At 62.9% G+C, this 26,661-nt stretch carries 23 protein-coding genes and 1 pseudogene; 9 read left to right on the top strand and 15 right to left on the bottom strand.

The features are described 5' to 3' along the window. Window positions 1–3 precede the first annotated feature (3 nt). The 7 genes from NDI72_RS17755 to NDI72_RS17725 all read right to left on the bottom strand — a co-directional run bounded on the left by NDI72_RS17755 (window position 4) and on the right by NDI72_RS17725 (window position 7,907). Window positions 4–765, bottom strand: a complete 762-nt coding sequence (locus NDI72_RS17755) for an alpha/beta fold hydrolase (RefSeq protein ID WP_283801208.1) — start codon at window positions 763–765, stop codon at window positions 4–6. A gap of 2 nt (window positions 766–767) precedes the next feature. After that, window positions 768–1,820 (bottom strand): branched-chain amino acid ABC transporter permease, encoded by a 1,053-nt coding sequence (locus NDI72_RS17750; protein WP_206544958.1) that lies wholly within the window; start codon window positions 1,818–1,820, stop codon window positions 768–770. Between the two features lies 1 nt (window position 1,821). Further along, window positions 1,822–2,853, bottom strand: coding sequence for a branched-chain amino acid ABC transporter permease (locus NDI72_RS17745; RefSeq protein WP_283801206.1), 1,032 nt, complete (start codon window positions 2,851–2,853; stop codon window positions 1,822–1,824). Between the two features lie 97 nt (window positions 2,854–2,950). Then, a complete protein-coding gene (locus tag NDI72_RS17740) occupies window positions 2,951–3,673 on the bottom strand; it encodes an ABC transporter ATP-binding protein (protein ID WP_206544957.1) in 723 nt (240 codons plus the stop codon). After that, entirely contained in the window at window positions 3,666–4,430 is a 765-nt protein-coding gene (locus tag NDI72_RS17735; protein WP_206994586.1) for an ABC transporter ATP-binding protein, read from the bottom strand. The genes NDI72_RS17740 and NDI72_RS17735 overlap by 8 nt, the downstream gene beginning before the upstream one ends. A gap of 68 nt (window positions 4,431–4,498) precedes the next feature. Further along, the gene (locus tag NDI72_RS17730; protein WP_206552873.1) at window positions 4,499–5,671 is read right to left on the bottom strand and encodes a substrate-binding domain-containing protein; all 1,173 of its coding nucleotides are present in this window, start codon (window positions 5,669–5,671) and stop codon (window positions 4,499–4,501) included. A 382-nt stretch (window positions 5,672–6,053) separates the two neighbouring features. Further along, window positions 6,054–7,907, bottom strand: a complete 1,854-nt coding sequence (locus NDI72_RS17725) for a cation:proton antiporter (RefSeq protein WP_283801204.1) — start codon at window positions 7,905–7,907, stop codon at window positions 6,054–6,056. A 236-nt stretch (window positions 7,908–8,143) separates the two neighbouring features. Between NDI72_RS17725 and NDI72_RS17720 the strand changes: the two genes are divergently transcribed. Further along, entirely contained in the window at window positions 8,144–9,622 is a 1,479-nt protein-coding gene (locus NDI72_RS17720) for a serine hydrolase domain-containing protein (RefSeq protein WP_283801203.1), read from the top strand. Between the two features lie 43 nt (window positions 9,623–9,665). Here NDI72_RS17720 and NDI72_RS17715 read toward each other — a convergent pair whose 3' ends face one another. The 5 genes from NDI72_RS17715 to NDI72_RS17695 form a co-directional block, all read right to left on the bottom strand. Beyond that, window positions 9,666–11,660, bottom strand: a complete 1,995-nt coding sequence (locus tag NDI72_RS17715; RefSeq protein ID WP_283801202.1) for a CocE/NonD family hydrolase — start codon at window positions 11,658–11,660, stop codon at window positions 9,666–9,668. A gap of 65 nt (window positions 11,661–11,725) precedes the next feature. Further along, a complete protein-coding gene (locus tag NDI72_RS17710) occupies window positions 11,726–13,378 on the bottom strand; it encodes an ABC transporter ATP-binding protein (protein ID WP_206552856.1) in 1,653 nt (550 codons plus the stop codon). Next, window positions 13,371–14,204: an ABC transporter permease gene (locus tag NDI72_RS17705; RefSeq protein WP_206994582.1), complete on the bottom strand. Its 834-nt coding sequence runs from the start codon at window positions 14,202–14,204 to the stop codon at window positions 13,371–13,373. The genes NDI72_RS17710 and NDI72_RS17705 overlap by 8 nt, the downstream gene beginning before the upstream one ends. Beyond that, window positions 14,201–15,202: an ABC transporter permease gene (locus NDI72_RS17700; RefSeq protein ID WP_206994581.1), complete on the bottom strand. Its 1,002-nt coding sequence runs from the start codon at window positions 15,200–15,202 to the stop codon at window positions 14,201–14,203. Before NDI72_RS17700 ends, NDI72_RS17705 begins: the two co-directional genes overlap by 4 nt. A gap of 66 nt (window positions 15,203–15,268) precedes the next feature. Next, window positions 15,269–16,870, bottom strand: coding sequence for an ABC transporter substrate-binding protein (locus tag NDI72_RS17695; RefSeq protein ID WP_283801199.1), 1,602 nt, complete (start codon window positions 16,868–16,870; stop codon window positions 15,269–15,271). A 203-nt stretch (window positions 16,871–17,073) separates the two neighbouring features. Between NDI72_RS17695 and NDI72_RS17690 the strand changes: the two genes are divergently transcribed. Further along, window positions 17,074–17,868 carry a helix-turn-helix domain-containing protein gene (locus NDI72_RS17690; RefSeq protein ID WP_283801198.1) on the top strand — a complete coding sequence of 265 codons (795 nt, stop codon included), beginning with the start codon at window positions 17,074–17,076 and terminating at the stop codon, window positions 17,866–17,868. Window positions 17,869–17,878: 10 nt separating this feature from the next. Here the strand turns inward: NDI72_RS17690 and NDI72_RS17685 are convergent, their stop codons facing one another. Then, window positions 17,879–18,847, bottom strand: a complete 969-nt coding sequence (locus NDI72_RS17685; protein ID WP_113156813.1) for a sugar-binding transcriptional regulator — start codon at window positions 18,845–18,847, stop codon at window positions 17,879–17,881. Between the two features lie 207 nt (window positions 18,848–19,054). Between NDI72_RS17685 and NDI72_RS17680 the strand changes: the two genes are divergently transcribed. From NDI72_RS17680 to NDI72_RS17650, 7 genes are all read left to right on the top strand, one after another. Next, window positions 19,055–20,383, top strand: a complete 1,329-nt coding sequence (locus NDI72_RS17680) for an extracellular solute-binding protein (protein WP_113157140.1) — start codon at window positions 19,055–19,057, stop codon at window positions 20,381–20,383. 67 nt (window positions 20,384–20,450) lie between these two features. Then, window positions 20,451–21,359, top strand: a complete 909-nt coding sequence (locus tag NDI72_RS17675; RefSeq protein ID WP_222474159.1) for an ABC transporter permease subunit — start codon at window positions 20,451–20,453, stop codon at window positions 21,357–21,359. Between the two features lie 3 nt (window positions 21,360–21,362). After that, window positions 21,363–22,286 (top strand): ABC transporter permease subunit, encoded by a 924-nt coding sequence (locus NDI72_RS17670; RefSeq protein ID WP_283801197.1) that lies wholly within the window; start codon window positions 21,363–21,365, stop codon window positions 22,284–22,286. Between the two features lie 28 nt (window positions 22,287–22,314). Continuing rightward, complete coding sequence (locus NDI72_RS17665; RefSeq protein WP_283801196.1) at window positions 22,315–23,073, top strand: glycerophosphodiester phosphodiesterase family protein; 759 nt, start codon at window positions 22,315–22,317, stop codon at window positions 23,071–23,073. Next, window positions 23,070–24,599, top strand: a complete 1,530-nt coding sequence (locus NDI72_RS17660; protein ID WP_283801194.1) for an alkaline phosphatase D family protein — start codon at window positions 23,070–23,072, stop codon at window positions 24,597–24,599. Before NDI72_RS17665 ends, NDI72_RS17660 begins: the two co-directional genes overlap by 4 nt. Then, window positions 24,596–25,288, top strand: coding sequence for an HAD family hydrolase (locus NDI72_RS17655; protein WP_206994575.1), 693 nt, complete (start codon window positions 24,596–24,598; stop codon window positions 25,286–25,288). The genes NDI72_RS17660 and NDI72_RS17655 overlap by 4 nt, the downstream gene beginning before the upstream one ends. A gap of 65 nt (window positions 25,289–25,353) precedes the next feature. Next, window positions 25,354–25,623: a DUF1515 family protein gene (locus NDI72_RS17650; protein ID WP_283801192.1), complete on the top strand. Its 270-nt coding sequence runs from the start codon at window positions 25,354–25,356 to the stop codon at window positions 25,621–25,623. A gap of 23 nt (window positions 25,624–25,646) precedes the next feature. Here NDI72_RS17650 and NDI72_RS17645 read toward each other — a convergent pair whose 3' ends face one another. Next, on the bottom strand, window positions 25,647–25,949 hold the full coding sequence (locus NDI72_RS17645) for a hypothetical protein (protein ID WP_283801191.1): 303 nt from the start codon (window positions 25,947–25,949) through the stop codon (window positions 25,647–25,649). 566 nt (window positions 25,950–26,515) lie between these two features. Continuing rightward, window positions 26,516–26,661 (bottom strand): annotated as a pseudogene (locus tag NDI72_RS17640) (IS5/IS1182 family transposase); the annotation flags it as partial.

Below are 26,661 nucleotides of genomic sequence, written 5' to 3'. Positions count from 1 at the left end.
GGTTCAGGCGTTGAGGCCTGCAGCGAAATCGATAATCGCCTGCGCGAAGGCCTCTTCTTCTTCCAGATGCGGCGAGTGGCCCGAGGCTGCGAAGACATGGCGCTTCGCGTTCGGGGCCGTCTGCGCAATCCAGTCGGAGGCCGAGGCCGGGTAGACCCGGCTTTTTGCGCCTGAGCAGACGAGCCATGGCAGGTTCAAATCGGGTGCCAGTGCGCGCGCATCCATGGCCACGAGATCATCCCACATGGTGCGCATCTTCTCCGGATCCTGACTGAGGATCACGCTGCGCGCGTCTTCACGCGAAAAGCCGGGTGCGCCTTCGGGTGTGGCAAACATGGTGGCGGCGATGCCGTGCGTTGCGCCATCCCAGTCGGTGCGGAAGCGCCGGGTCGACTGCGCCACGCTCTCAGCCGTCTGCCCTTTCAGGCCGTGCGGCCAGTCCGCAGCCGGCACGATGTGTGTGCTCATGTCGACGGTGACCAGCCCGCCGATCCCGGCGCTGCCATGGCGCGCGAGATAGCGCCAGGCGGCGGCTGCCCCCATCGACCAGCCCACCACCAGCGGTTTCCTGTCCGGCAGGGCGTTGAGCGCCTCGCCGATCATCTCCGCGCAGGCATCAAGCGTCGGCGGCAGGTGGGCGGCTCCGGCATGGCCGGGCATGTCGGGTGCGTGGCAGTCGAAGCCCGGGCCGATGCGGGCGATCAGCCGGTCGAACACGGCTCCGCGCATCGTCCAGCCATGCAGGAACAGGATGGAGCGCGTCACGTTCAGCGTCCGGCCCGCAGCCTGCCGACAATGCCGGTGGGGAAGAAGTAGACGCTGAGAATGAAGAGGATGCCGAGCCACAGAAGCCAGCGGTCGGGGTCCAGCAGCTGCGGCAGAAGCGGCACGCCGCCCGTTGCCTCAGAGGCCGCGCCCATCAGCGTCTGCAGATAGTTCTGCGCCAGCACGAAGATGGTCGCCCCGATGACCGCACCATACATGGTGCCCATACCGCCGATCACCACCATCAGGAGAATGTCGAGCATGATCTCGAAGGAGAGCGTCGTGTCGGGGCCGACATAGCGCAGCCAGATCGCAAACAGGCTGCCGGCCACGGCTGCCGTCGCGGCGGAAAGGCATGTGGCGATGGTGCGGTACCAGACCACATTGTAGCCGATGGATTCGGCGCGGAAATCATTCTCGCGAATTGCCTTGAGCACGCGCCCGAAGGGCGAGTTGACGACCCGCAGCATCAGGAGGAAGAGCCCCAGAGACGCGAAGAAGACGAGATAGTAGTTGAGCACCTTGCCATTGATGCGCACGCCGAACAGTTCGCCCAGCCGGAAGGCCGGCGTCAGCTCGCGCGGGATCATGTAGTTCAGGCCGTCTTCGCCGCCGGTCACACCGGACATCTGCGACACCAGAACCGCCACAGCCGAGGCAACGGCGAGCGTGATCATGGCGAAGAAGATCGCCCGAACCCGCAGCGAGAACATGGCGATCACAAGCGCCAGAAGGGCGGCCGCCAGGGCTCCGAGAACGGTGCCGGTCAGGAGCGCGTCATAGCCGCGCCCCATATGGATGGAGGCGAGCGCCACGCCGTAAGCGCCAAGCCCGAAGAACATCGTATGAGCAAAGCTCACAATGCCGGTATAGCCCAGAAGCAGGTCGTAGCTCGCCACCAGCACGATGAAGATGCAGATGCGCGCCGCCGTTTCCAGAGACCGCACGCCGGGAAACAGGAACGGGGCAAGCGCCAGCGCGACGAGGATCGCCAGAAGGATCAGGGTCAGCGCCAGCGAGCGGGGTTTGTCACCGGAGAGAAGCTTGACGAGCATCTTATTTGGCCTTCACGACGGGCAGCATGCCTTGCGGCCGCCACATGAGGATTGCGGTCATCAGCGCGATGTTCGACACCAGCGCCAGCTTGGGCTCGAGAAAGGCGACATAGTTCTGCAGGAGACCCACCAGAAGCGCACCGATGAAGGCTCCTTCCACCGAGCCCAGCCCGCCGATGATCACCACGATGAAGACGAGGATCATCAGTTCTTCGCCCATGCTGGCGGTGATGACTTCCTGGTAGAGGCCCCACATCACGCCGCCGAGACCGGCAAGCGCCGAACCGGCGATGAAAACGCCGATGAAGACGCGGCTCAGGCGATAACCCAGCGCCTCGACCATCTCGCCATTCTCGACGCCGGCGCGCACGATCAGGCCGATCTTGGTGCGGCGGAACACGAGCCGCATGGCGACGAAGAGGCCAAGCCCCACGGCCACGGCCAGGATGCGGTATTTCTCGAGCGCGGCGCCCCAGAAGGTGAAAGCGCCCTTCAGCGTTTCGGGACGGGAGAAGAAGATTTCTTCCGGTCCCCAGACAACGGCGATGAGCTGTTCGATCACGATCAGCCCGCCGACGGTGACGAGGATCTGCTTGAGATGCGCGCCATAGACGGGGCGCACGATGACTTTTTCGAAGGCCCAGCCGAGACCGCCGGTCACGATCATGGCGGCGATCACGGCCAGAAGCACGACCAGAAGGTTGAGCAGGAGCGAAGGCGCGCCGGCCCAGCCGCCAAGCGCCAGAAGCACGGAAATGCCGACGAAAGCGCCGACCGAGATGAACGCGCCATGGCCGAAATTGATGACATCCATCAGGCCGAACACGAGCGTCAGGCCCGAAGCGATGATGAAGATCATCATGCCCATGGCGAGGCCCGATACGGTGAGCGTCAGCCAGCTCGACGGATTGCCGATGGCGGCAAGCCCGACCAGAACCAGAAGGGGCACCAGAAGAAGCGGTGTGGCTTTCGCCAGCCGCTCCGACAGCGGAATGTCGGCGAAGGTGGGTTTGTGGGTCGGTGCAATGGTCATGTGCGGGCCTCGCAGGATCGAAGCGGTTTCTTCGCGGCGCAGGACGGCTGATTGAGCCGCTGCCGGAAACGGGCGGGCAGTTGCGAGAGAACGGTCTTCATTGCATTTCCATGCTCAGGCCCATCAGGCGTTCCTGAAGGGTCGCGTCGTTGGCCAGTTCCGCCATGCTGCCGGTCCACACGATGCGGCCGTCATCCATCACCGCTGCGTGGTCGCCCAGCGCCTTTGCGACGGCGAAATTCTGTTCCACCATCAGGATCGAGGCGCCCTGCGCCTTCAGTTCGCGCAGCGCTCCGACCATGGTTGAAATGATGGCGGGGGCGAGGCCCTTGGTGGGCTCATCGATGAGATAGAGCGTGCGGCGTTCCGCCATGGCTCGGGCGATCGACAGCATCTGTTTCTGGCCGCCGGAGAGATTGCCCGCCGCCGCGTTCCAGAAGGTGCGCAGCGGGGGGAAGACGGAAAACAGCCAATCGCGCCGGGCCGCATCGAGCGGGCCGCTGATGGCGGCGAGGATCATGTTTTCCTCCACCGTCAGGTCGGCGAAGATGCCCATGTCTTCCGGCACGAAGCCGATGCCCGCGCGGGCGCGGTCGGGCACCGGCAGGCGGGTGATGTCGTTTCCGTCGAAAGTGATGGAGCCGGCCCGCGCCTGCCAGTGGCCGATGATGGTGCGCAGCGTGGTCGTTTTGCCCACGCCGTTGCGCCCCAGAAGCATCGTCACCGAGCCGCGCGGCACGTCCAGATCGACCTTCTTCAGGATGTGATACTGGGCGATGTCGGTTTCGACGCCCTTCAGTTTCAGCACGGGCTCAGACATCTTCCAGCTCCCTGCCCATATAGGCTTCCTGCACGATGTCCGAGGCCATCACCTCTGCGGGCGGGCCGTCGGCCACCAGCGCGCCGTTGTGCAGCACGATGATCCGGTCGGCGAGGGTGCGGATCACGTCCATCTTGTGCTCCACCAACAGAATGGTGCGGTTGGTTTCGGCTTTCAGTTCGGCGATGAGATCGAGCACCACGGGCGCTTCGTCCACACTCATGCCGGCGGTGGGTTCATCGAACATGTAGACCATCGGGTCGAGCGCGATCAGCAGCGCCACTTCCAGTTTGCGCTGGTTGCCGTGGCTGAGTTCGGCGGCGGTCTGGTCCTTCCACGGGTCCAGCCGCACCCGTTCGAGGATCGCCATCGCGGCCATCGTGATTTCAGTGTGGCTGTCGGCCATCGAAAAGAGGCTGAAGCCCTTGTTCTGCTTTGCCTGGATCACCAGACGCACATTCTCCAGAACCGAGAGGTCGGGAAACAGGTTGGTGAGCTGGAACGCCCGTCCAATGCCTTTCTTGCAGCACTCGGCGATGCCCGCGCGGGTGATGTCCTCGCCCATCAGCCGGACCCGGCCGGCCGTGGCCGTGATCTGACCCGAAATCAGGTTGAAATAGGTCGTCTTGCCGGCCCCGTTCGGCCCCACAATGGCGGTGAGCTCTCCGGCATGGAAGCTGCATGTCACGGCGTCCACCGCGACATGGCCGCCAAAGCGCACGGCAAGCCCGTCGGTTTCCAGAAGTGGCTGGGTCATCAGGAAGGTCGCTCTTGGTCGAGAAAGGTGACGGGACGGTTTTCGCCGCCCCGTCCGGGGTCAGCGCATCAGTTGCGGACAGGGATGTTCATGTCCTCGATGCCGATCTCGCGAACGAGAACCGGAACGCCGTAGTCCTTGTCTTCCTGAACCTCGGTGCGGAAGTGATACATGGTCTGCAGCGCCTGATGGTCTTCCGGGCGGAAGCGCATCGTGCCTTTCGGCGTCTCCCACTCCATGCCTTCCATCGCCGTGATCAGCGCTTCGGTGTCTTCAGCACCACCGGCCTTGCGGATGGCCTCGACGATGGCCATGCCGGCGGACATGCCGCCTGCGGTGAAGAAGTCCGGCGGCGTGCCGTAGCGCTCGAAATGGGTCTTTACGAGCCACTCGTTCACCGGGTTCTGCGGGATCTCGTAGTAGTAATAGGTCGCGCCCTCCATGCCCGGCAGCTCCTTGTGGGCGGTCAGCGCTGCGAGGATATTGCCGCCGGTCGCGATCTCGATGCCGAAGCGCGACGGGTCCATGGCGTTGATCTTGCCCATCGGGTTGCCCCCGCCGGCCCAGATGATGAAGAGCTTCTTCTCACCCTCGATGTCACCCATGGCCTGGAAAATGCGCTCGGCTGCAGCGGTGAAATCGGTGGTGTCGGTGGGCACATATTCCTCATGCGCCACGGTTGCGCCGGTGGCTTCCAGCGCTTCCTTGAACGCCGCCACGCCATCGCGTCCGAACGCGTAATCCTGCGCCAGTGTTGCCACGGTCACGCCTTCACCGCCAAGGGCAACGGCGTTGGAGATGGCGTCCTGCGAGGAGTTGCGCCCGGTGCGGAAGATGTAGCGGTTCCAGTTCTCGCCCGTGATCGAATCCGCCACGGCGGGCTCGACGATCAGCAGCCGCTCATATTCCTGCGCCACCGGCAGCATGGCCAGCGCGACGCCGGACGAGACGGGGCCGACCGCGATATGCGCGTCATCGTCGCCATAGGCCTCGGCCAGAAGCGCCTTGCCGATATCGGGCTTCAGCTGGGTGTCCTTCTCGATGACGACGATTGGCTCGCCGTCGATCTCCATCGTGCCGTCGGTGGCGTATTCGAGGCCCAGCATGAGGCCGTCATGGGATTGCTTGGCATAGGCCTCGAGCGGCCCGGTCTTGCCATAGACATGCGCGATGCGGATTTCCGCCGCCAATGGCGTCGCCGCCAGCGAAGCGGCCAGAGCCAGAGCGATTGTCCGGTACATGAGAATGATCCTCCCGATTTTCTCGTCTGGCAAATATGAAACCTGAATCAATATTCATGTCAAGCGCGAGTTCTGTCACAAACGCGCAATAGCCTCGGGGCTCGGGGAAGGTGGAGGAACATGGAGATCACACCATTTTCGATGTGCTGCTTGCATCGCCCGTTACGGGGATGCCGGACGTTCTACTGCACTGAAGCTACGGGTGACCCTGAATGTGTCAAATCTCGATTGCCATCGACATCCCCTGTCTGGGGGTCAGGACCCATTAATATGGCCGCAATGGTCGGTCACATTAACGGGGCCTGACCCTCGGGGAGCGGATCGAAAAGTGGAATCCGGCTTTCAGGCTGTTTCGACTTTCCATCAATCATTTGGACCACCTTCACTCCGGCTCGGCGGTCGAAGCGGATTTCTCTTTTGATTTCTTCGCGCTGCCGTTGCGTTCGCCGAGGTGATCCTTTGCCGGCGTGAAGCTGATGATGCGGTCATCGATGGAAGGCGTGTTGGCCGCGTCGCTTGCGAAAACCATTGCGCCGGAGGGCTTTACCCACAGGAGAACGATTGCGTCTTCCGGGCGGCTTTCCAGATAGGCGTTGTAGTCGAAGGCCTCGGTCAGCCGGGTCGCCTGGAAAGTCCAGCCCTGCCAGTGCCGTTCGCGCAGGGTGCGGAACTCCAGCCCGTCTTTGGTGAGCGGACGCCCGCCCAGCGTGAAGTTCAGGGACATGCGTTTTGGCTGATCTCCGCCGCGTCCGAGCTGAAACACGTGAGAACGGCCGAGTTCCGGCGCAAAATCGGTGCAAACGAGAGAATTGTAAGCATCGTTGTCGGTGACGGCGATGAGGTTGGAGAACCGCTTGGGATCGATCGTGTGATGAGCCTCTTCCGACAATATGTCTCCGAAGAATACGGGAATGTCGGCAAGCCGCGCTTCTGCGATGTGATTCCAGTTCGGATCGGCGATCATCACCGGAACTTCAACGCTTTTGAGCTTCTTGGCGAGATCGATTGCCCAGCGCGGACCGCCAACGATGAGAAGGCCGGGCTTCTCTGAACTCTTGAGCTTTAGAAGCGAGGCGAGGGGGCCGAGCGTAAAGCCGTGCAGAACGATTGTGGTGACAACCACCGCAAAGGTGAAGGCGACCATGCGATCCGCATCGATGATGCCTGCTTCTTCAAGAGCAGCGCCGAACAGGCCTGAAACCGCGACGGCGACCACGCCGCGTGGCGCGATCCAGCTTGTCAGAATGCGCTCGGGCATTGTTGCGCCGGAGCCGGTGGTGGCGATCATGATGGCCAGCGGGCGCACCACGAAGAGAAGCGAGGCGACGAACAGCGCGGCGCGCCAGTCGAGGCTTCGGAAATCCTCGATGGTGAGCGAGGCGGTCAGCAGGATGAAGATGCCCGAGACCAGGAAAACGGTGATGGTTTCCTTGAAACGGCGCATCTCCGCGAGGCTCGCAATGCGGGTGTTTGCAAGCACGATGCCCATCACGGTGACGGTCAGGAGCCCGGCTTCTTCGAGCACCAGATTGGTGAGCGCATAGGCCAGAAGAACGGCGGCCAGCAATATGGGGGCTTTCAGGAATTCGGGCACATAGCCGCGCACGAACGCCCACTGGATCAGCTTGGCGGCGGCAAAACCGCCGGCGACGGCGACCACGAAGGCCGCAACCACCACATAGGCCAGGCTGCCGCCCTGATGCAGGCCGAGAAAGACGAGAATGACCTCGAAAGCCACCACAGCAAAGAGCGCGCCGATGGGGTCGTTGACGATTGCCTCCCATTTGAGCAGCGAGGCGGGCCGCGAGGCAAGCTGCGCCTGGCGCAGGAGCGGCGTGATGACGGTGGGGCCGGTGACCACGAGAATGGCGCCGAGCACTATGGCTGTCGGCCAGGTGAGGCCGCCGACATAATGAGCGGAGAGGGCGGTCATCACCCATACGAGCGGTCCTGCGATCAGGATGATGCGCCGCACGGCGGTTGAGGTTTCGCTGATTTCCTTGAAGTTCAGCGTCAAACCGCCCTCAAACAGGATGATTGCCACGGCGAGCGACACGAGCGGGCGATAGATTTCGCCAAAATCCATTTCCGGATTGATAAAGCCGGTGGCCGGGCCGGCGACCATGCCCGCGATCAGGAGCAGGACGATGGCCGGCAGGCGGAGCCTCCAGGCAAGCCATTGCGCGCCCATGCCCATGACGCCGATAAGCGCGATCTTCAATCCGATGTCATGCATGCAACATATCCGTTCAAACGTTTCGGCGTTTTGCAATGTGCCGCGTGGGAGCAATTGGGTTCGCGCTTCAGCGGATCATCCAGTTTTCGGGCTACAGAAGCGGGAGCCTGTTGAAAAGACCTGTGGTTGTGAAATCTGCTTGATTGTCGCGCGTGTAGCGGCAAAGCCAGTGTCCATGAACCGCAGGGATGTCGCGAAAACGGACGATGTTCGCGGACGATCAAGGGAGAGGACAAATGGCTGAACGCGACTGGGCTGCGGCGGAGAATGCTGCTCTTGAAGGGCTCGGCATCTGGCCGGCCGATGGCCCGGGCGGCGTGGTGCTTGGCATGGAGCGCGGCACGATCCGTTTCGTCGCTTCTGCCGGGCATGCTGGCGTCGGAGGCGCGCCACTTGGCCCGGACAGCGTGTTTCGCTGGGCGTCTGTCACCAAGCATGTGTTTGCGGCCTGTCTTATCGAAAGCGGTGTGTTGCCGCTCGACATGACGCTGGGCGAGGCGCTGCCGGAACTCGCTGCGGCCCCGGCATCCGTAACGGTTGCGCAGGCGCTTGCCATGCAGGGCGGCTTGCCCGACCCGCGCGAGAGCCTGACCCTTCTTGGGTTCGGATCGCACACGCGCACCGAGGCCGCGCCGCTTCACCACTGGATGGCCGGCTTTGACTGGTTGAACGCCAGGCCCGGCCATGAGGTCGCTTATTCCAATGGCGGCTACCGTCTTCTGGAAACGGCGCTGGCGCGGCGCGATTTCGTGTTCTCCGAAATGGTGTCGGATCACGCACGAAGGCTGGGCATCGGCATGCGGGCGTCCGAATACTGGACTGATCCGGTGGCGGGGCTTGTGCCCGGCCATGAACCCGCATCACCCGGCTGGTCGGAGGGCTTTCAGGGAATGCATCTTTCCGCAGCGGGATCGCTTTCGGGCTCGGCGCGGGATCTGGCGGTCTGGCTATCGGATCTCATGGCGCGAGACGTTTTTGCGCAGATCGCCCGGCCTCTGCCGCTCGGTTCAGGCGAGGCGACCGGTTACGGGCTTGGCATTGCGCTGACGCAGATCGGCGCGGAGCGCGTGCCGGGCCATGGCGGGGCGCAGGCCGGCTATCGCGCGGGCTTTCTGTGCGCGCCGGAGGAGGGCATCGCGCTCGTGGCCCTGAGCAACCGCGACGATGGCGATGCGACCGGGCTTGCGGCGCGCGTGTGGGCGCGGCTGCGTGGCGTGCCGCAGGCGCAGATGCCGAAACCCGCCGGCGATTGGGCTCCGTCCGGTCTCTATGTGGCGGAAGAGGGGGACCTCTGGGCCGAAGTGAAAAAGAACGCCATCGTGGTGCGCGATGCGGAAGAAGCGCTCTTTGCAGGCGATGACGGGCGGTTCGTCTCTGCAGCGCCGCATGCGCGTATGCGACTGGCGTATACGGACGGAGCGCTGAGCGGCGATCTGTTCCATCAGCCCGTCCGGCTGTTGCCGGTGAGGGGTTGCGATGAAGAGCCGGAGTTGGACGGGCGCTGGATGAGTGACGGCGCGATTGTGACGATCCGGGGCCGAACACTCCATTGGGGGGCGGGGCCGCTTCAAACCGAAGCGACCCTCAAGCCGCTTGGCAATGGACGCTGGCTGTTCAACGCGATGGGGCGTCGCATCTGCCTTCAACGCCTTTCGCCGGATCGTTTCATTCTCTCTTTGGCAAGGGCGCGCGGCGTCGAATACCGCAGGCTCTGAACAAGAGCCCAGCTTCCGGAGAAGCGGGACCCGAACTCGGCGCTTACATGAAATCGCGGGGAATGGATTTCTCGTAGGTTTTCGAGAACAGGGGCTGGCCGTTCTCGAAAGCGCTCACGCGTGCGCTGACAAGCCATTGATCGCGCGTGCAGGAGAGTGTCGACGTGATCTTCGTGACGGCTTCCCAGCCCGGCCGCGACTGGATCGTGGTCCATTTGATGTCGGCGCGCATGGATTGCGGATCGTCAGGCGAGATGGACCAGTCCTCGTCGCGGATTTCCTGCATCTGAAGCCCGTGGACCGGATGCACTTCCGCGCCGGTGTCTTCCTTGAGCCGGTAGTGCGTGACGCCGGCAATCAGATCCCTGACCACTTCGCGCCTGCTCTGTGCCGGGGAGGGCATGTCGTATTTTGGCAGGGGATCGGGGTTGGCCGGTTCGGGCAGGGTGATGCGCTCATGCGCGCCGAGAAGGGGCATGGAAAGACGCAGGCTGCCCGTGTCGATCGTCAGGCCCGGCGCATCCGGCGAAGGCAGGATGAGCGGCCAGTACGATGTCGAGAGTGCAATCTTGATCCGGTGGCCGGGGCCAAAGCGATAGCCCATATTGTCGAGCTGCATGCGGATGCGGGTGGGCTCGTCATGCGGCATGGCTTCCGGCGCGGCATTGCCATTGCGGTGGGCAAGATTGAGAACGCCATAGCACACACGGGTTTCCGTGCCATCGGGATGCACGTCGATGATCCGCGCGGCGAGGTTCTCCCAGTCGGCGCTGCACCGCACGTCCAGAACGAGTTCCGGCATGCCGAGATAGACCGCCTCTTCCTCAAGCGGCGCAGTCTCGAAGCACAGCGAACCGCCATTGTCGGGCCGCTGATCGCCGGCGAGCTCCGGGCCGGGCGCGGTGGTGAACCAGTCGCCGGACGCAGTGCCCGTGTCGAGCGGGGAGCGCAGGAAGTGCAGGCCCGTTCCCTCGTTCTCTTCGCCGGGCGCAAGGGCGCCGCCAGCCGAGACGCCGTAAAGGTCGTTCTGAGGCGTCTCCCAGCGTTGCTTGGCGACCCAGAAACCGGGGTCCACTTCGCGGCGCAGCAGCGGGCGGGCGCCGTCAATGATGTAGGCGCGCATCTGCGGCAGGGTCTCCGCACCCGTGTCGCCATCCTCAAGCCAGTGTTTCCACCAGGCGATGGCCTCGGCGTGGAAATCGACGCGGGGTCTGGGCCATGCGAAGTGCGGGTATTTGTGAACCCAGGGGCCGATCAGCGCCTTGGCCGTATCGCCGATGCCCTCGATCGCCTTGAGCGGGGTGTTGCGATACCCGTCGGCCCAGCCGGCGATGACCAGCGAAGGAACGGTGACGTCGGCAAAATTCTCGCAGATGGAGCCCTGCTGCCAGTAGGCGTCGCGGCGCTGATGCGCGAGCCATTCGGCCATGAAGAAAGGTTCGTTCTCCAGCCGGTCCAGCCACATCTCGCGCCAGCTCTCGCCGGCCACGGCAATGTCGGGCGAACGGGACTGGTAAGCGAGCATGGTTCCCGCCCAGGAGGCCTGCGCGGAAAGCTGCGTGCCATTCTTGTAGTGGATGTCGTCGTTGTAGCGATCCGTGGTGGAGGCAATGGAAATCACCGCCTTGAGCTGCGGCGGCCGGAGCGCTGCGACCTGAAGGCCGTTGAAGCCGCCCCAGGAAATTCCCATCATGCCGACATTGCCGTTGGACCAGGGCTGTGCGGCGATCCATTCGAGGATTTCGCAGGCGTCGGACAGCTCGCGCGGCGTGTATTCGCCGTCGATCACGCCTTCGGATTCGCCGGAACCACGAATGTCGACGCGCACGCCGGCAATGCCTGCTGCGGCAAAGACCGGATAGGTGGATTCATCGCGTGCTTCCGTGCCGCCCCGCTTGCGATAGGGCAGATATTCGAGAACCGCCGGCACCGGGCGGTCCTGCGCGCAATCGGGCATCCAGATGCGGGTCGCCAGACGCGTGCCGTCCCTGAGGGTGATCCAGTGATCTTCGGATGTTGTGAAGCCTTGTTGCGACATGATGAACCTTCTTGAGTTGGGTATGCGTGTCGCCCGGTGATCTCCTTGATCGCCCGGGCGACGGGTCAGTTGTCGGCGCTCTCGATCTGACGGGTGGAGAGCACCTCTTCGAGCCAGCCAAGCCGCATCTCCGGCACGGATTTGAGCAGGAGATCGGTGTAGGCGTCGAAGGGAGGGCTGAGCGCCCCGGATTTCGGTCCGAAGCGGACGAGGCGGCCGCGATGCATCACGGCGACGCTGTCGGCGATGGCGCGCACGATGGCGATGTCATGGGTGATGAAAATGTATGACAGGCCCCGTTCGCGCTGAAGCCCGGTCAGCAGTTTGAGGATGCCGTCCGCCACCAGCGGATCGAGCGCCGAGGTGGGCTCGTCACAGATGATCAGGTCCGGTTTTGCCGCCAGCGCACGGGCGATGGCCACACGCTGTTTCTGCCCGCCGGAAAGCTCTGCGGGATAGCGGTCGATGAAGCCCTGGCCCATCTCGATCTGATCGAGCAGCTCACCGACGCGCCGGCGCTGCCCGGCACCGCGCAGCCCTTCGTAAAAGCGCAGCGGACGGCCGATGATCTGACCGACGGTCTGGCGCGGATTCATGGCCGTATCGGCCATCTGGTAGATCATCTGCATGCGGCGCAATTGCTCGCGCGTGCGGTGCTTCAGCTGCGGCGGCAGTGTTTCGCCATCGAAGCGGACGTCGCCCGTATTCGGGGCGAGGAGGCCGGTCGCGACACGGGCAAGCGTCGATTTGCCCGAACCGCTCTCGCCAACGATGGCGAGCGTCTGCCCTCTGGGCACGTGAAGGGACACATCATGCAGCACGGGTGTCGGGCCATAGGCGGCGTTGATGCCCGCCATTTCGAAGAAGCGGTCCGACTGCTCCGCAGCCTCGGTGTGACGCACCGCACGCACATTCACCAGATCGCGCGTGTAGTCTTCATCCGGGTTCTCGATGATCTTGCGCGTGTCGGCATGTTCCACGGTTTCCCCATGGCGCAGCACCATGATGTCGTCGGCCACCTGCGCGACAACGGCAAGGTCGTGCGTGATGTAGAGGGCCGCCGTGCCGGTCTGCTCTATGGCGCTCTTGATGGCAGCAAGCACGTCGATCTGGGTGGTCACGTCGAGCGCCGTGGTGGGCTCGTCGAACACGATCAGTTCCGGCTCGGGGCAAAGCGCCATGGCTGTCATGGCGCGCTGAAGCTGACCGCCGGAAACCTGATGCGGGAAGCGGTTGCCGAAGGTTTCGGGTTCCGGCAGACCCAGCAGGCCGAAGAGGCGCACCGCACGGGCGCGCGCCTCGTCTGCGGTGGCAAGGCCATGGCGCAGCGTGGCCTCGATCACCTGATCCATGAGCCGGTGGGCCGGATTGAACGAGGCTGCCGCCGACTGCGAGACATAGCAGACCCGCGCACCGCGCACGCCGCGTATGCCCCGGCGGCCGAGCCCCAGAATGTCTTCTCCATCGAGAAGAACCCTGCCGCCGGTGATCTTCACGCCGCCGCGCCCATAGGCGAGTGCGGCGAGGCCGATGGTGGACTTTCCGGCACCCGATTCACCGATCAGGCCAAGCACCTTTCCGCGTTCCAGATCGAAGCTCACGCCCTTGACGATCTCGATTTTGCGCGGCGGCTCGCCCGGCGGGTAAGCGGTTGCGCCGATGCGCAGATCGCGCACCTGCAACAGGGGCCTTTTGTCGGTTTCGAGGGGCTTATCCATCGCCGCGCCCTCCTTTCAGGCTTGATGTGCGCTTCAGGAGCCAGTCGACCACCAGATTGATGGAGACGGTGAGCACGGCAATCGCCGCGCCCGGCACGAGCGCTGCGGAGACACCGAAAATGATGCCATCCTTGTTGTCCTTGACCATGCCGCCCCAGTCGGCGGTTGGCGGCTGAATGCCGAGACCGAGAAACGAGAGGGTGGAGATGAACAGAACCGCAAAGGCGAGCCGCAAACCGAACTCCGCCAGAAGCGGGGTCAGGGCATTGGGCAGGATTTCGCGGAAGATGATCCACAGCGTGCCTTCGCCCCGCAGCCTTGCGGCCTCCACGAAGTCCATCGTGGAAAGATCGAGCGCCAGCGCGCGGCCGAGACGGAAGACGCGGGTGGCGTCGAGCACGGCCATAACCAAAATGAGAACGGTCATGTTCTGGGGCAGCGCGCTCAGGACGATGAGAGCGAAGATCAGCGTCGGGATCGACATCAGGAGATCGTTGATGCGCGACAGGCCGACATCGACCGGGCCGCGCATGGCGGCGGCGGCGAAGCTCAGGAACGAGCCGAGCGAGAAGGCCAGCACCGTGGAGACGAAGGCGACGAAGAGCGTCGTGCGCGCGCCGTAGATCAGGCGGGACAGGAGATCCCGACCAAGATTGTCGAGCCCGAGCAGATATTCCGTACTGGATGGGGCCCAGGGATCGCCGACGATCTGGTTTTCGCCATAGGGCGCAAGCCACGGCGCGAAGAGGGCGCAGATCACGGCAACGGTGATACCCGCCATGCCGATCCACGCGGAGACCGGAATAGAGCGCAGCGTCTGTTTCATCGCGGGTGCCTCAGACGGGGATTGGCGAGGACTGAGAGAATGTCCGCGGTCATGTTCAGGAGAATGTAGATGGCGGCGAACACCAGCCCGCAGGCCTGCACGACGGGCAGGTCACGCACGGTCACGGCATCGACCATGTATTGCCCCATGCCCGGGTAGACGAAGACCACTTCGACCACCACAACACCGACGATGAGATAGGCGAGGTTGAGCGCCACCACATTGATGATCGGCGCAAGCGCGTTTGGCGTTGCGTGGAGCAGGATGGCGCGCCAGTGGCTGAGCCCCTTGAGCGCGGCCGTTTCCATATAGGCCGAATCCATCACGTTGATGATCGCTGCGCGGGTCATGCGCATCATGTGGGCGATGACCACGAGCACCAGCGTTGCAACGGGCAGGGCGATGGTCACGAGTTTCGCGCCAAGCCCCATGCTCGCATAGACGGTCGCGGGGAAGGCGGCGACGGGGTTTTTGACCACCAGCCACAGGATCAGCAGATAGGCAACGAAGAACTCGGGCAGCGACACGGCGGCGAGCGAGAACAGGTTGATCAGCCTGTCGATGAGGCGGTCGCGATAAAGCACGGCGATGAGGCCAAGCCCGATGGACAGGGGCACCGCGATGATAGCGGCTGCGCCGGCGAGCAGCAGCGAGTTGCTGAGCCGGCTGCCGAGCTGCGCGCCGATATCCTGGCCACTGGCCCAGGAGTGCCCGAAATCGCCATGCAGAAGGCCGGCGACCCAGTCGAGATAGCGCGCATAGGCGGGCGCATCGAGGCCCAGTTCCGCGCGGATATTGGCCACGGCCTGCGGTGTTGCGGCCTGTCCGAGATAGGTTGTTGCGAAGTCGCCGGGCAGAGCTTCAATCCCGCCGAAGATCAGCAGGGAGCTGGCCACGAGGAGGACAAGGCTCAGAAGGAACCTTCCGACGATGCGGGTTGTCAGCGGATAGCGGCCATGCAGCCGCGCGAGGGGAAATACCGGAATGTGATCATTCATGTGTCTGATTGGTCGGACGCGCGCAGGCTGCTGGAAGGAGCCCGCGCGGCGTCTCCGTTTCAGGGATTAGGCGGCAAGCCAGAGGCGGCTGGCGATCTGTCCGTTGGACAGGTCGTTGCCCAGATCGTCGACCCAGCCCTTCACGTTCTTGGCCTGCGCGTTCAGATAGTTGTTGAACACGGGCAGGATCAGACCGCTGTTGTCGCGCACCATCATCGCCATCTCCTGGTAGAGCGCGGCGCGCTTTTCCTGATCGGTCTCGGCGCGCGCCTCAAGCAGCTTCCTGTCGAAATCCGGGTTCTTGTACCGGGTGTCGTTCCAGGTGGAGGTGGAAAGCTGCGTGGTGGTGTAGCGAATGTCCTGTGTCGGACGACCGCCCCAATAGGAAGCGCAGAAAGGCTTCTTGTTCCAGACATTGGACCAGTAGCCATCATCGGGCTCGCGCTTGATGTCGAGCGTGATGCCGGCTTCCTTGGCTGTCGACTGGAAGAGCACGGCGGCATCCACTGCGCCGGAGAAGGCTGCATTGGAGGTGCGCAGGCTGATGGGGCCTTCGTGGCCGGATTTCTTGTAGTGGAACGCGGCCTTCTCGGGATCGTATTCGCGCTGCGGGATGCCCGTGGGCGAAAGCGCGTAGGCGTCGTTCACCGGGTAGTCATTGCCGAGCGTGCCATAGCCGCCAAGGATGTTGTCGAGCATTGCCTGACGGTCGACGGCGAGCTTGAGCGCCATGCGCAGGTCGTTGTTGTCGAACGGCGCGGTGTCGCCATGCATCAGGAAGGAATAGAAGCCCTTGCCCGGTGTGCTGAGGGTTTCGACATTCGGCGCGCGCGACAGGAGCTTCATCGTCTTCGGGTCGAGCGAATTAATGAAGTGTACCTTGCCAGAGGAAAGCGCTGCAATCCGCGCCGTGTTGTCGTTGATGACGAGTATCTCGACACTGTCGACGAAACCGCGGTCTTCATTCCAGTCATCTTCGTTGCGGGTGAAGGTGATGCGGACGCCGGGCTCGAAACTCTCCAGCTTGTAGGGGCCGGTGCCGATCACGTTCTCCGGGTCGTCCATGCCGCCATTCTGCTGGATCTGGAGATGGTAGTCGGTCAGGAGAAGCGGCAGGTCGGCATTGCCGTTCTTGAGGGTGATCACCAGATCGCCATTCTGCTCTTCGATCCGCTCGATGTCCTCGAGAAGGCCGAGGGCGGCGGATTTGGAGTCCTTGTCGGAATGGCGGCGCAGCGTCTGCACCACGTCGTTCATCGTAAGCGGGCTGCCGTCATGGAAGCGCACATCCTGGCGCAGTTTGAAGGTCCAGACTTTCGCGTCTGCGGACGAGCTCCAGCTTTCAGCAAGCGAAGGCAGCGCCTCGCCGCTCTGGGGATCGGTGGTCACCAGACGGTCGCCCCAGGTGAAGCCGACCACGAACATGGTGCTGCCGGAATAGGTGCCGGGGTCGAGAATGTCGGTGGTCTGGCCGCCGTCGAGGCCGAGCTTCAGATGCCCGCCGCGCTGGGGCTTTTCATCGGCGGCACGTGCGTTTGAAGGCAGAAGGAGGCCGGAAGCGCTCAGCACGAACCCTGCAGCGGCAGCAGAACCCAGAAAACGGCGTCGGCCGAGGTCTTGCACGTTGTCGTGAGATGTCTTGCAGGTGGCGGGTATGCGATTTTTCATCCGAGCGATTTTCCTTCGTTTTTCTTGTCGTCGTGCGGTCCCGGCGGCGATTTTCATGGCAAAACCGTCCCCGGTGCATGAAATGCGGACGGGGATTCGCGCTGGGATTGTTTGAGGTGGGACGTGTGTAGGAGGGTTGCGATTGCGTCTCAATTTCGTATGTTGACGCTAACTGACGCTAGTTGAAGCTATTTCGCCTGTTTATGTTCACTGACCGTACCAATTTTGCCGCGAACCTGCGCTTCGCATGCAGCACGCATCCATCCGTTGCGGGCGTGTGCCGCGAAATCGGGATAAACCGGCAGCAATTCAACAGATATCTTTCGGGCCAAACCCTGCCATCTGCGTACAATACGGGCCTTATCGCGCGTTATTTCGGCATTTCGGCGGAAGATTTCGAATTGTCGGAATTGCGCTTCAGGGCCATGTTCGAGTCCCCCGATGGCGCCGGTCCGCGCGCGGCGGACACGCCTCTGAGCGAGGCTTTTCCGGGTGACATGCGCCTATTGCGCGCATATCTCGGTTATTACGAACTTTTTCACAAAAGCCTGTCCTGGCCGGGCAAAATCGTGCGCAGTTGCGCCCGGCTGCGTGAGCGCGACGGTCAGGTGGAGGTGAAAACCGTCGAGCGCATGTACGATCAGGAACAGGAGTTCCGGCAGGTCTCCAAATATCTGGGACAGGCCGCTTTCTGGCGCAACCGGCTGTTCATCGTGGAACGCGGGCTGGGGCAGCAGCCCATTGTCTGCGAAACGATTCTGATGCCGTTCGGCGAATATCAGCGCAACTATCTGCGCGGGGTTACCATCGGCGTGTCCTGGCGGCGCGAAAACCTGCCTTATAGCGGGCGAACGATCTGGCGTTCCGTCGGCTCCGACCCGGATCTGCGGCGGCTGTTGCAGAGCTGCGGTGTCCTGTCGGAGAAATCACGCAAGCTGCCGCTTCCCGTCCGGCGTTATCTCAACGAAGTGGAAAACGAGGCCGTGACTGCCTCCTGAGGCTGGGCGGCTAGAGGCCGGACAGAGCGAGAATCTCCTCGGCTGTCGCTTCATTCGTGATCAGGCAGTTTACCAGCCTGCCGCGTAGCGCGGCGCGAATGGCCGTAACGCGGCTTGATCCCGCCGCCAGACAATAGACGCGCCGTCCCTTCCGTCTTGTGAGCGGCACACTGTTCACCCGGTCATTGGCCAGACCCTCGATCAGGCGGCCTTCCGCGTTGAAGATCCAGCCGGTCATCTCGCCCACCGCCCCGGCCGCGATGTAGCTGTCGACCTCCTTCTGCGACATGAGCCCGTCGACCAGAAGCGGGGCATCGGGGCCGATATTTCCAAGCCCGACAAAGGTGACTTCCGCCTCCCGTGCAAGCCGGTGTATCTGCTTCACCGTATCGAGCTCACGATAGACTTCACGCTCCCGCGCCGAGCGGGCATAGATGGGGAGCGGCATGGGGTAGTGCCCGGCATTGATCCGGTCTGCCAGCCGCACGACCACGTTGAAGCGGGTCGAGAGGCCGCCGGGCATCATGTGCCCGAGCAGGGCCACCACTGTGTGGTCCGGGCGGTTCATCGGCGTCAGCTCTTCCACGCAGGCGCGCAGGGTGCGGCCCGTGCCGACGGCGATCACCCGCCCGCGCACGGCGGAGAGTTCGCGCTCCATGGCCCGCGCGCCGGCTTCGGCCAGTCCCGCAACCGGGCTCGTCTCGCCGGGAGCGGAGGGAACCACGTCGCAGGCTTCCAGCCCGAAGGCGCGGGTCAGCCGGTCCGCCAGTTCCATGCAGCGCATGATGGGATGTTCCAGACGAATCCGGATCAGTTTTTCGCGCAGGGCCATGGCGACGAGACGCTGTGCCGTCTGCCGCGAAACACCCATGGTTCTGGCGATCTCGTCCTGCTTGTAACCGGCGATGTAATAGAGCCAGCCGGCCCGCGCGGCGTCGTCCAGCCGTTCCGAATAATTGTCGCCTGTGGAATTTCTCATTTTGAAAAACGCAGCCTTTTCAATTCTTTGGAATGCGTCATCGGCCGCACGAAGCAGCTGGTGAGCATTTGCCCAGCATGACCGACAAATGTCTCAGGCCTGTAACAATGGACGCCTAATTCCTCGGCCATGTCGCTGCCCGGCAAACCAGCCACCGATGTTCTGGGGCGCAAGTGGCGACGTCACCAGATCCCGATGGAGAACGACATGCCGACCTTTTTCCGAACCGCAGCCGCCCTCGGCCTTGCCGGGCTGCTGACCACAGTGGCCCAGGGCGCGCTCGCTCAGGACAAGACCTCGATCGAGTGGTGGTACGCCAATGGCGGCCGCATCGAAGAGGCCATCCAGACGATGATTTCCGACTTCAACGAGAGTCAGGACCAGTATGAGGTCGTCGGCGTCCGCAAGGGCAATTACGAGGAAACCTTTGCTGCGATGATCGCGGCCTACCGGGCAGGCAAGCATCCGGCGATCATTCAGGCGACCGAGCGCAGCGTTCTGACCATGCTGCACTCCAACGCCATCGTGCCGGTGAACACGCTGATGGAAGACAATGGCATCGACATGAAGAAGGATGATTTCCTTCCTTCCGTCGCCGCCTATTACGTGGTCGACGACAAGGTGAACGCACTGCCGTTCAACTCGTCCACCGGCATCATGTGGTACAATGCAGACCACTTCAAAGCCGCCGGTTACGACGCCCCCGCCGAGACGTGGGACGCCTTCGAAGAGCAGCTCTACGCCCTGAAGGACAAGGGTGTCACCGAGTGCGCGATGGTTCTGAACTCGGATTATGTCTGGTCGCTGATCGAGGCCTATTCCACCATCAACGATCAGCCTTTCGGCACGCAGGCCAATGGCCGCGACGGGCTCGACACCGAGTATGTCTATAACACCACCATGGTGACCAAACAGGCCGAGCGTCTGAAAAAGTGGGTCGATGACGGCATCGTCCAGCTTTCGGGGCAGGGCGCATCGCCAAGCCAGCTCTTCAACTCCGGCACCTGCTCCACCTGGTCCGCTTCCACTGCAAGCCATGCAGGCGTGGAAGCCGAGGCGCAGTTCGACTGGAGCGCGACGATGCAGCCCTACGAGGCCGGTGTCGAGCCGAAGAACTCGAACCTTGGCGGCGCTGCCCTGTGGGTTCTGAAAGGCAAGGAAGACGCCGAATACGAAGCGGCGGCTGCCTTCCTGGAATATGTCGCACAGCCTGACACGCAGGCCTGGTGGAGCGCAACGACCGGCTACATTCCGGTGACGCATGCAGCCTATGACAAGCTGAAGACGGACGGCTTCTTCAAGGAGCACCCGACCCGCGAGATCGCCCTCTTGCAGCTCACGCGCGGCGGTGAGCCGAGCGACAATTCCTGGGGCATGCGCTTCGGCAATTCCAACCAGTGGTGGGCGGTGATTCAGGAAGAACTGCAGGCTGCCTTCACCGGCCAGAAGACCGTTCAGGAAGCGCTTGATTCCTCCGTTGAACGCGGCAACAAGATCCTGCGTCAGTACGAGCAGCTCAATGCCGGCGTCAATTAATCCGGCACATCAAGGAGGGTGCCTTGCGGCGTCCTCTCTTCCCGCCTCGCGGCAGCTGCTCGCCCGGATGCTCCGGGATGATGGTACGGGGCTGAAGAAGGCGCATTACACCCAGACCTGGCTCGCCGGGCTTCTATTGTCGCCGCAGCTTCTGATCCTGCTGTTCTTCTTCTTCATCCCCTCGTTCAAGGCGCTGTCTCTGGCCTTTGTCCAGGTCGACCCCTTTGGCGGGCGGGAGATCTTTGTCGGGTTGCAGAATTTCGTCGATCTCTTTTCCGACCCCTCTTATCGCAAGAGCGCCTGGCTGACCCTCTGGTTCACCATCGTGCAGAACATTGCGACGCTCGGGATTGCTGGCGTTCTGGCTTTCGCCACGGACCAGATCATTCGCGGGCAGGTCGGTTATCGCAGCGTGCTTCTTCTGCCCTACGCCATTGCTCCCGTGATTTCCGGCGGCATCTGGGCCTATCTGTTCAATCCGGCCATCGGTCCGGCGGCCTCGGCCCTGCATGCGATGGGCGTGCCATGGGACCCGAATCTGCGCCCCAGCGATGCGTTGATCCTGATCACCATTTCGGCGGTGTGGAAACACATCTGCTACGACTACATCTTTCTGGCCGCCGCAATGCTCGCCGTGCCGCAGAGCCTGCGCGAAGCCGCCGCCATTGACGGCGCGGGGCCGCTCGAACGTTTCCGCACGATCAGCCTGCCGCTGATTGCGCCGGTGGTGATGTATCTCTTCATCATCAACATGGTCTACGGCCTGTTCGACACGTTCAGCATCATTGATGCGGTGACCGCCGGTGGACCCGCTGGCTCGACCTCCACCCTTGTCTACAAGGTCTATCAGGACGGCTTCATCATGATGAATCTCGGCTCTTCGGCCGCGCAGAGCATCGTGCTCATGGTGCTGGCGGTGCTGTTCACCGTGCTGCAGTTCCGCGCCATGGACCGCAAAGTCAATTATCAGGTGTGATCCATGATCGAACGCAATCCCGTTCTGAACGTCATCTGCCACCTTATCCTGATTGCCGGCGCGCTGATGGTCTGCGCGCCGCTCTACTTCGCCTACGTCGCAGGCTCGCACACCGGCGCGGAAATGGCGCAGGTGCCGCAGCCCATGCTGCCGGGCTCCAGCTTTGTGGATAATCTCGTCACGGCCTGGGAAAAGGCGGATTTCGGCCGCGCCTTCGTGAACACGCTGATCGTCACGATGGTGATCGTCGTGGGCAAGATCGTTCTGTCGATCCTGGCCGGTTTCGCCGTCACCTATTTCCGCTTTCCCTTCCGCATGACCGCATTCTGGCTGATCTTCATGTCGCTGATGCTGCCGGTGGAGGTGCGCATCGTGCCGACCTATGAGGCGGTTGCCGATGTGGCCGGTCCGCTGCGCTGGTTCCTCGATGTGACGGGGCTTTCCGCGCTCATCAACTGGACCACCGGCATCGAGATCAATGCCGGCCTGGATTTCAGCATGATCGACACCTATGCGGGCCTGACCCTGCCGCTGATTGCCTCGGCGACGGCCGTGTTCCTGTTCCGGCAGTTCTTCCTTACGGTGCCGGACGATCTGTGCGAAGCCTCCAAGCTGGATGGGGCGGGGCCGATCAAGTTCCTGTTTGATGTCGTGCTGCCGCTCTCGGTGCCCAACATCGCAGCACTCGCCATCATTCTCTTCGTGTTCGGCTGGAACCAGTATCTGTGGCCGCTGCTGTTCACCACCAAGACCGAAATGACGACCGCGATCATCGCCCTGAAGGGGCTTCTGCCGGGGCCGGACGATCCGTCCGACTGGTGGAGCTACGCCATGGCGGCGTCCTTCATCGTGATGCTCCCGCCGACCGTCGTCATCCTCACACTGCAACGCTGGTTCGCACGCGGACTGGTGGATGCCGGGAAGTGATCCCGAACAATTCCTGAAAGGACAAATCATGACTGGACTGATCGGCCACCGGGGCGGCCGCAATGTGTGGCCTGAAAACTCGCTCGACGGTTTCCGCAGGCTTCTCCATGTGCCTGTCGAAGGTGTCGAGTTCGATGTTCACCTGTCGGATGCGGGCGAGCTTCTCGTCATCCATGACGCCACGCTGGACCGCACGACCGAGGGCAGCGGCCCCTCCCGTGCGCTGACGCCGGAGGCGCGCGCCACGCTGCGTCTGCGCGACAGCAATGAAGGCGTGCCGGTGCTTTCCGGAGTGCTGCAAATCTACGCCGACAGCACGCTCGATCTTCACGTCGAGCTGAAAAATGACGGCGAGGGAAAGGCGTATCCCGGATTGCCGGCTCTTGTGCTCGCCGAGATCGACCGGCTGGGTCTGCGCGATCGCTGCTGCCTGACGAGCTTCGATCTCGATGTGCTGCGTGAATGCCGGGATCTCGCCCCGCAGATGCGCCGGCTCTGCTCCGTCAATGACAATTCGGCGCAGAAGCTTGGCGTGCGGGAGACCATCTCGGCAGCGGCTGAACTGGCCGATTATGTGGCGGTTCACAAGGACATGCTCTCCACGCACTGGGACGCGATCACCACGCTGGTTCCGCTCTCCCGGCTTGGCGCGTGGGTTGCCAACACGCCGGAAGAGATAAACCGCTGGCTGGAGGCCGGCCCTGCCTTCATCACCACCGATGAGCCGGTGCTCGCCGACCGGCTGCGCCGCGCGCGTCTGGATGCCGGTGAGGCCGCGCAGGCATGATCGACCGCAATCGACGCAGTCTGATCGCTGGCGGGCTGGCCGCCGCCGCGGTGTGGCCCGGCATGGGCCGCGCCCGTGCGGCGCGGTTCGAGGCGTACCCGTTTTCGCTGGGCGTCGCCTCCGGTTGTCCGCTGCCGGAGGGCGTGATCCTGTGGACGCGCCTCACATTCCCGGAACCACCGCCACCGGCCGATCCCTTTGCGCCGCTGGAGGTGATCCAGCGCGCGCCGGTGGACGTTTCGTGGGATGTGGCCGAGGACGAGCATTTCACCCGTCCCGTGCGTTCCGGAACCGTGCGGGCCGTGCAGGAATTCGGTCATTCGGTGCATGTTCCAGTTACGGGGCTGCGCCCCGGTCGCTGGTATTTCTATCGGTTCCGCGCAGGCGATGCGGTGAGCCCGGTGGGGCGCACCCGTACAGCGCCCGCGCAGGAAACCATGGCCGACAGGCTTCGTTTCGCCTTCGCCTCGTGCCAGCAATATGAGCAGGGCTATTACGCTGCCTACCGGCATATGGCCGATGAGGACCTCGATCTCGTCGTGCATCTCGGCGATTACATCTATGAGCGCAGCTGGGGCGGAAACCTTGTGCGCCACCATGGAAGCGGCTGGCCGGCGCGGCTTGACGAATACCGCGCGCGCCATGCGCTCTATCGCTCTGACCCGAACCTGCAGGCCACCCATGCGCGGTTTCCCTGGCTGGTAATCTGGGACGATCATGAGGTCATCAACAATTATGGCGATGATGATGCACCCGATGCGCCTGCCGGAGAGCGCTTTCTTGAGCAGCGCCGCGCCGCCTATCAGGCCTGGTATGAGCATATGCCCGTGCCGCCGCATGGCGGTGGGGACTTCAGCGAGTTCCGCATCTACGGGCAGCATGGTTTTGGCCGGCTGCTGGGCATCACCCTTCTGGATGTGCGCCAGTATCGCACGCCGGCAATGGTCGCCGGGCAGGGGGCAGCGCAGGCGGATGCGAACTCGATGCTTGGCGCAGAGCAGGAGCGCTGGCTGGAAGAGACGCAGCCGGGCGCACGCGCCAGATGGAACGTCATCGCGCAGCCCACACTTCTGTCCGAGCGTGATCTCAAGCAGGGGGAAGGCACGCGCTACAGCCTCGATGGCTGGGACGGATACCGCGCCTCGCGCCGGCATCTGCTTGAGAGCATCGAGGCGGCGCGGCTGGAAAACCCGCTGATCATTGGCGGTGATCTTCATGCCTATTTCGCTGCCGACGTGAAGCGCGATTTCGCGCAGCCGGAGAGCGAGACCGTGGCGACCGAGTTCGTAACCGGAGCCATCTCCTCCAATGCGCCAAGCCAGAAGAGCCTCGATGTGGCGCTTGCGGAAAACCCGCACCTCAAGCTGGCCTCACGCGCGCACGGCTATGCGACCATGACGCTGACGCCCGATGGCGGACAATGCGACTTCGTCACCATCGAAGACCGCAAGAACCCGGCGTCGCCTGCTGGCACCACCTACAGTTTCGCCCTGACCTGCGGGCAGCCCGGAGTGAACCGGATATGAGCACTTTCGACCTTGTGATCTTTGACTGCGACGGCGTTCTGATCGACAGCGAGCCGCTGGCAAGCCGTACGCTGGCCCGCGCCATGACCGCTGCGGGCATGCCCATCTCATCGCAGCAGGCGCTGGTGGATTTCACCGGCAAGAGCCTTGGCGACATTCGCCAGACACTGCTCGAACGCGGGCTTGAGGATTTCGACCGCCTGCACCGGGACTGGCAGGCGGAGCTTTTCGGCAGTTTCGCCTCCGATCTGCGCCCGATGGCGGGCATTGAAGATCTGCTCGAGCGGCTGGATGCGCCGATCTGCGTGGCGTCAAACTCCGGGCATGAGCGGCTGCGGGCAAGCCTTGGCCTGACGCCGCTCTGGCAGCGCTTTGCGCCTCGGGTCTTCAGCGCTGATGATGTGCCCCGGCCAAAGCCCGCGCCGGATCTGGTGCAACATTGTCTGGAGCGTTGCGGCGCGCGGCCGGAACGCAGCGTCATGATCGATGACAGCGCACATGGCATTGCCGCCGCCCGCGCCGCCGGTGTGCTGCCGATCGGGTTTGTCGATCCCGCCGACATTCGCCCCGATCGCGCCGAGCGGCTGGCGGAGGCCGGTGCGCACCACATCGTGACCGGGGCAGGCGCGCTTTCGGCGCTGCTCGATCCGATGATCATCGCTGAAAGAAAGGTGGCGAGTCCCGCCTGATNTGGGATACACCTTAGCTGACTGTCCGATTTTCCGGGACCACTTCAGGTATCGATGACCGCTTGATGCGCGCGGATGACAGCCGCGCCGTGGTGCATCGCCGGTTGGATGAGATGAGCGAGCGGCTTTCGCATGTCGAGGGCGAGGTCGAAGCGACGAAGAAAACGGTCGATCAGATCCAGCCAGTGGCAGACGACATGGTGAAGCTTCGCACTCAGGCTGTCGGGGCGGGCACTGTGGGGCGTTGGCTCATCCGCATCGGGATCGGGGTGGTAACGCTCGCGAGTTGGATCGTTGCCGGCTACACTTGGCTGACAGGGCGTCCGCCCCCTTAGTGCAGCGGTCTCGTCGCTCGGTCTTACTGCGACCGATCTTCTTGAAGCATTGCTGCTTCCAGGTCTTCGACGCGTACCAGATTTAGGCTGAGCGCCCATCTGATCAGTGCCTCATTGACAGCCTCGTCCCGCGAAACGCCTTCTTGTTCTGCGTAGCTGTCCATGAATGCCGCAACGCTGTCTATGAGGATTGCGATTTCCTGCTGGGAACTCGAGTTGTTAAGCAAAAGCGCTGCGCGGTATAAGAGTGCGCGCGTCTCGGATTGCGAGAGATCCTCGAGGTTTTCACAGGCGTCAAAAAGTTTTGTGGAAAAGTTCTTTTTCATAACCTTACAAAATTTTGAATTTCCGAACGCCTAAATTGTAAATTATTTGCGGTGTCTGATTCTGAATTTGTGGAAATTTACTTGTTTTTCTTAGCTGACCAACTGTCACTGTCACACTCAATGGTGTGATGACGTAGGTGCATTGGAGGCTCTGGCATCGGTGCCGTCGGCCAGCATTCCGGCGAACGAGCGCTGTTGCTTCACGCAGCCAAACAAGCTGTACCCGCAAACATTACTATCCATGTATGGCGAGGCTGATAAATGCATATGGTTTTGAAATCTCAGCACGGTGCTGATTGGAATTTTTGAAGCGATGTTTCATCTGGAGGGCGGTGGCCAGAGCTCAATCCTGGCCTTATTTGCCTTCCATCGCCCGAATTGCCGCCTTGATCTGCTCTTCGATCCCCTCGGCTACATATGCCAATTCNATCGCGCCGAGCGGCTGGCGGAGGCCGGTGCGCACCACATCGTGACCGGGGCAGGCGCGCTTTCGGCGCTGCTCGATCCGATGATCATCGCTGAAAGAAAGGTGGCGAGTCCCGCCTGATCCTAGGGCTGAGACTCAATCATAGCCAGAATGCGACGAGTGTTGCGAGGGCGACGGCGGACAGGAAGTTCCTGGCGAGTTTGTCGTAGCGAGTTGCGACGCGTCGGAAGTCCTTCAGGCGGCAGAAGGCGTTTTCGATGAGATGGCGGCTCTTGTAGCGTCTGG

The organism is Nitratireductor sp. GZWM139 (assembly GCF_030068685.1).
Taxonomy (GTDB): domain Bacteria; phylum Pseudomonadota; class Alphaproteobacteria; order Rhizobiales; family Rhizobiaceae; genus Nitratireductor; species Nitratireductor aquimarinus.
The sequence above is the reverse complement of the archived record's forward strand: the minus strand, read 5'-3'. Positions and strand labels throughout refer to the sequence as shown.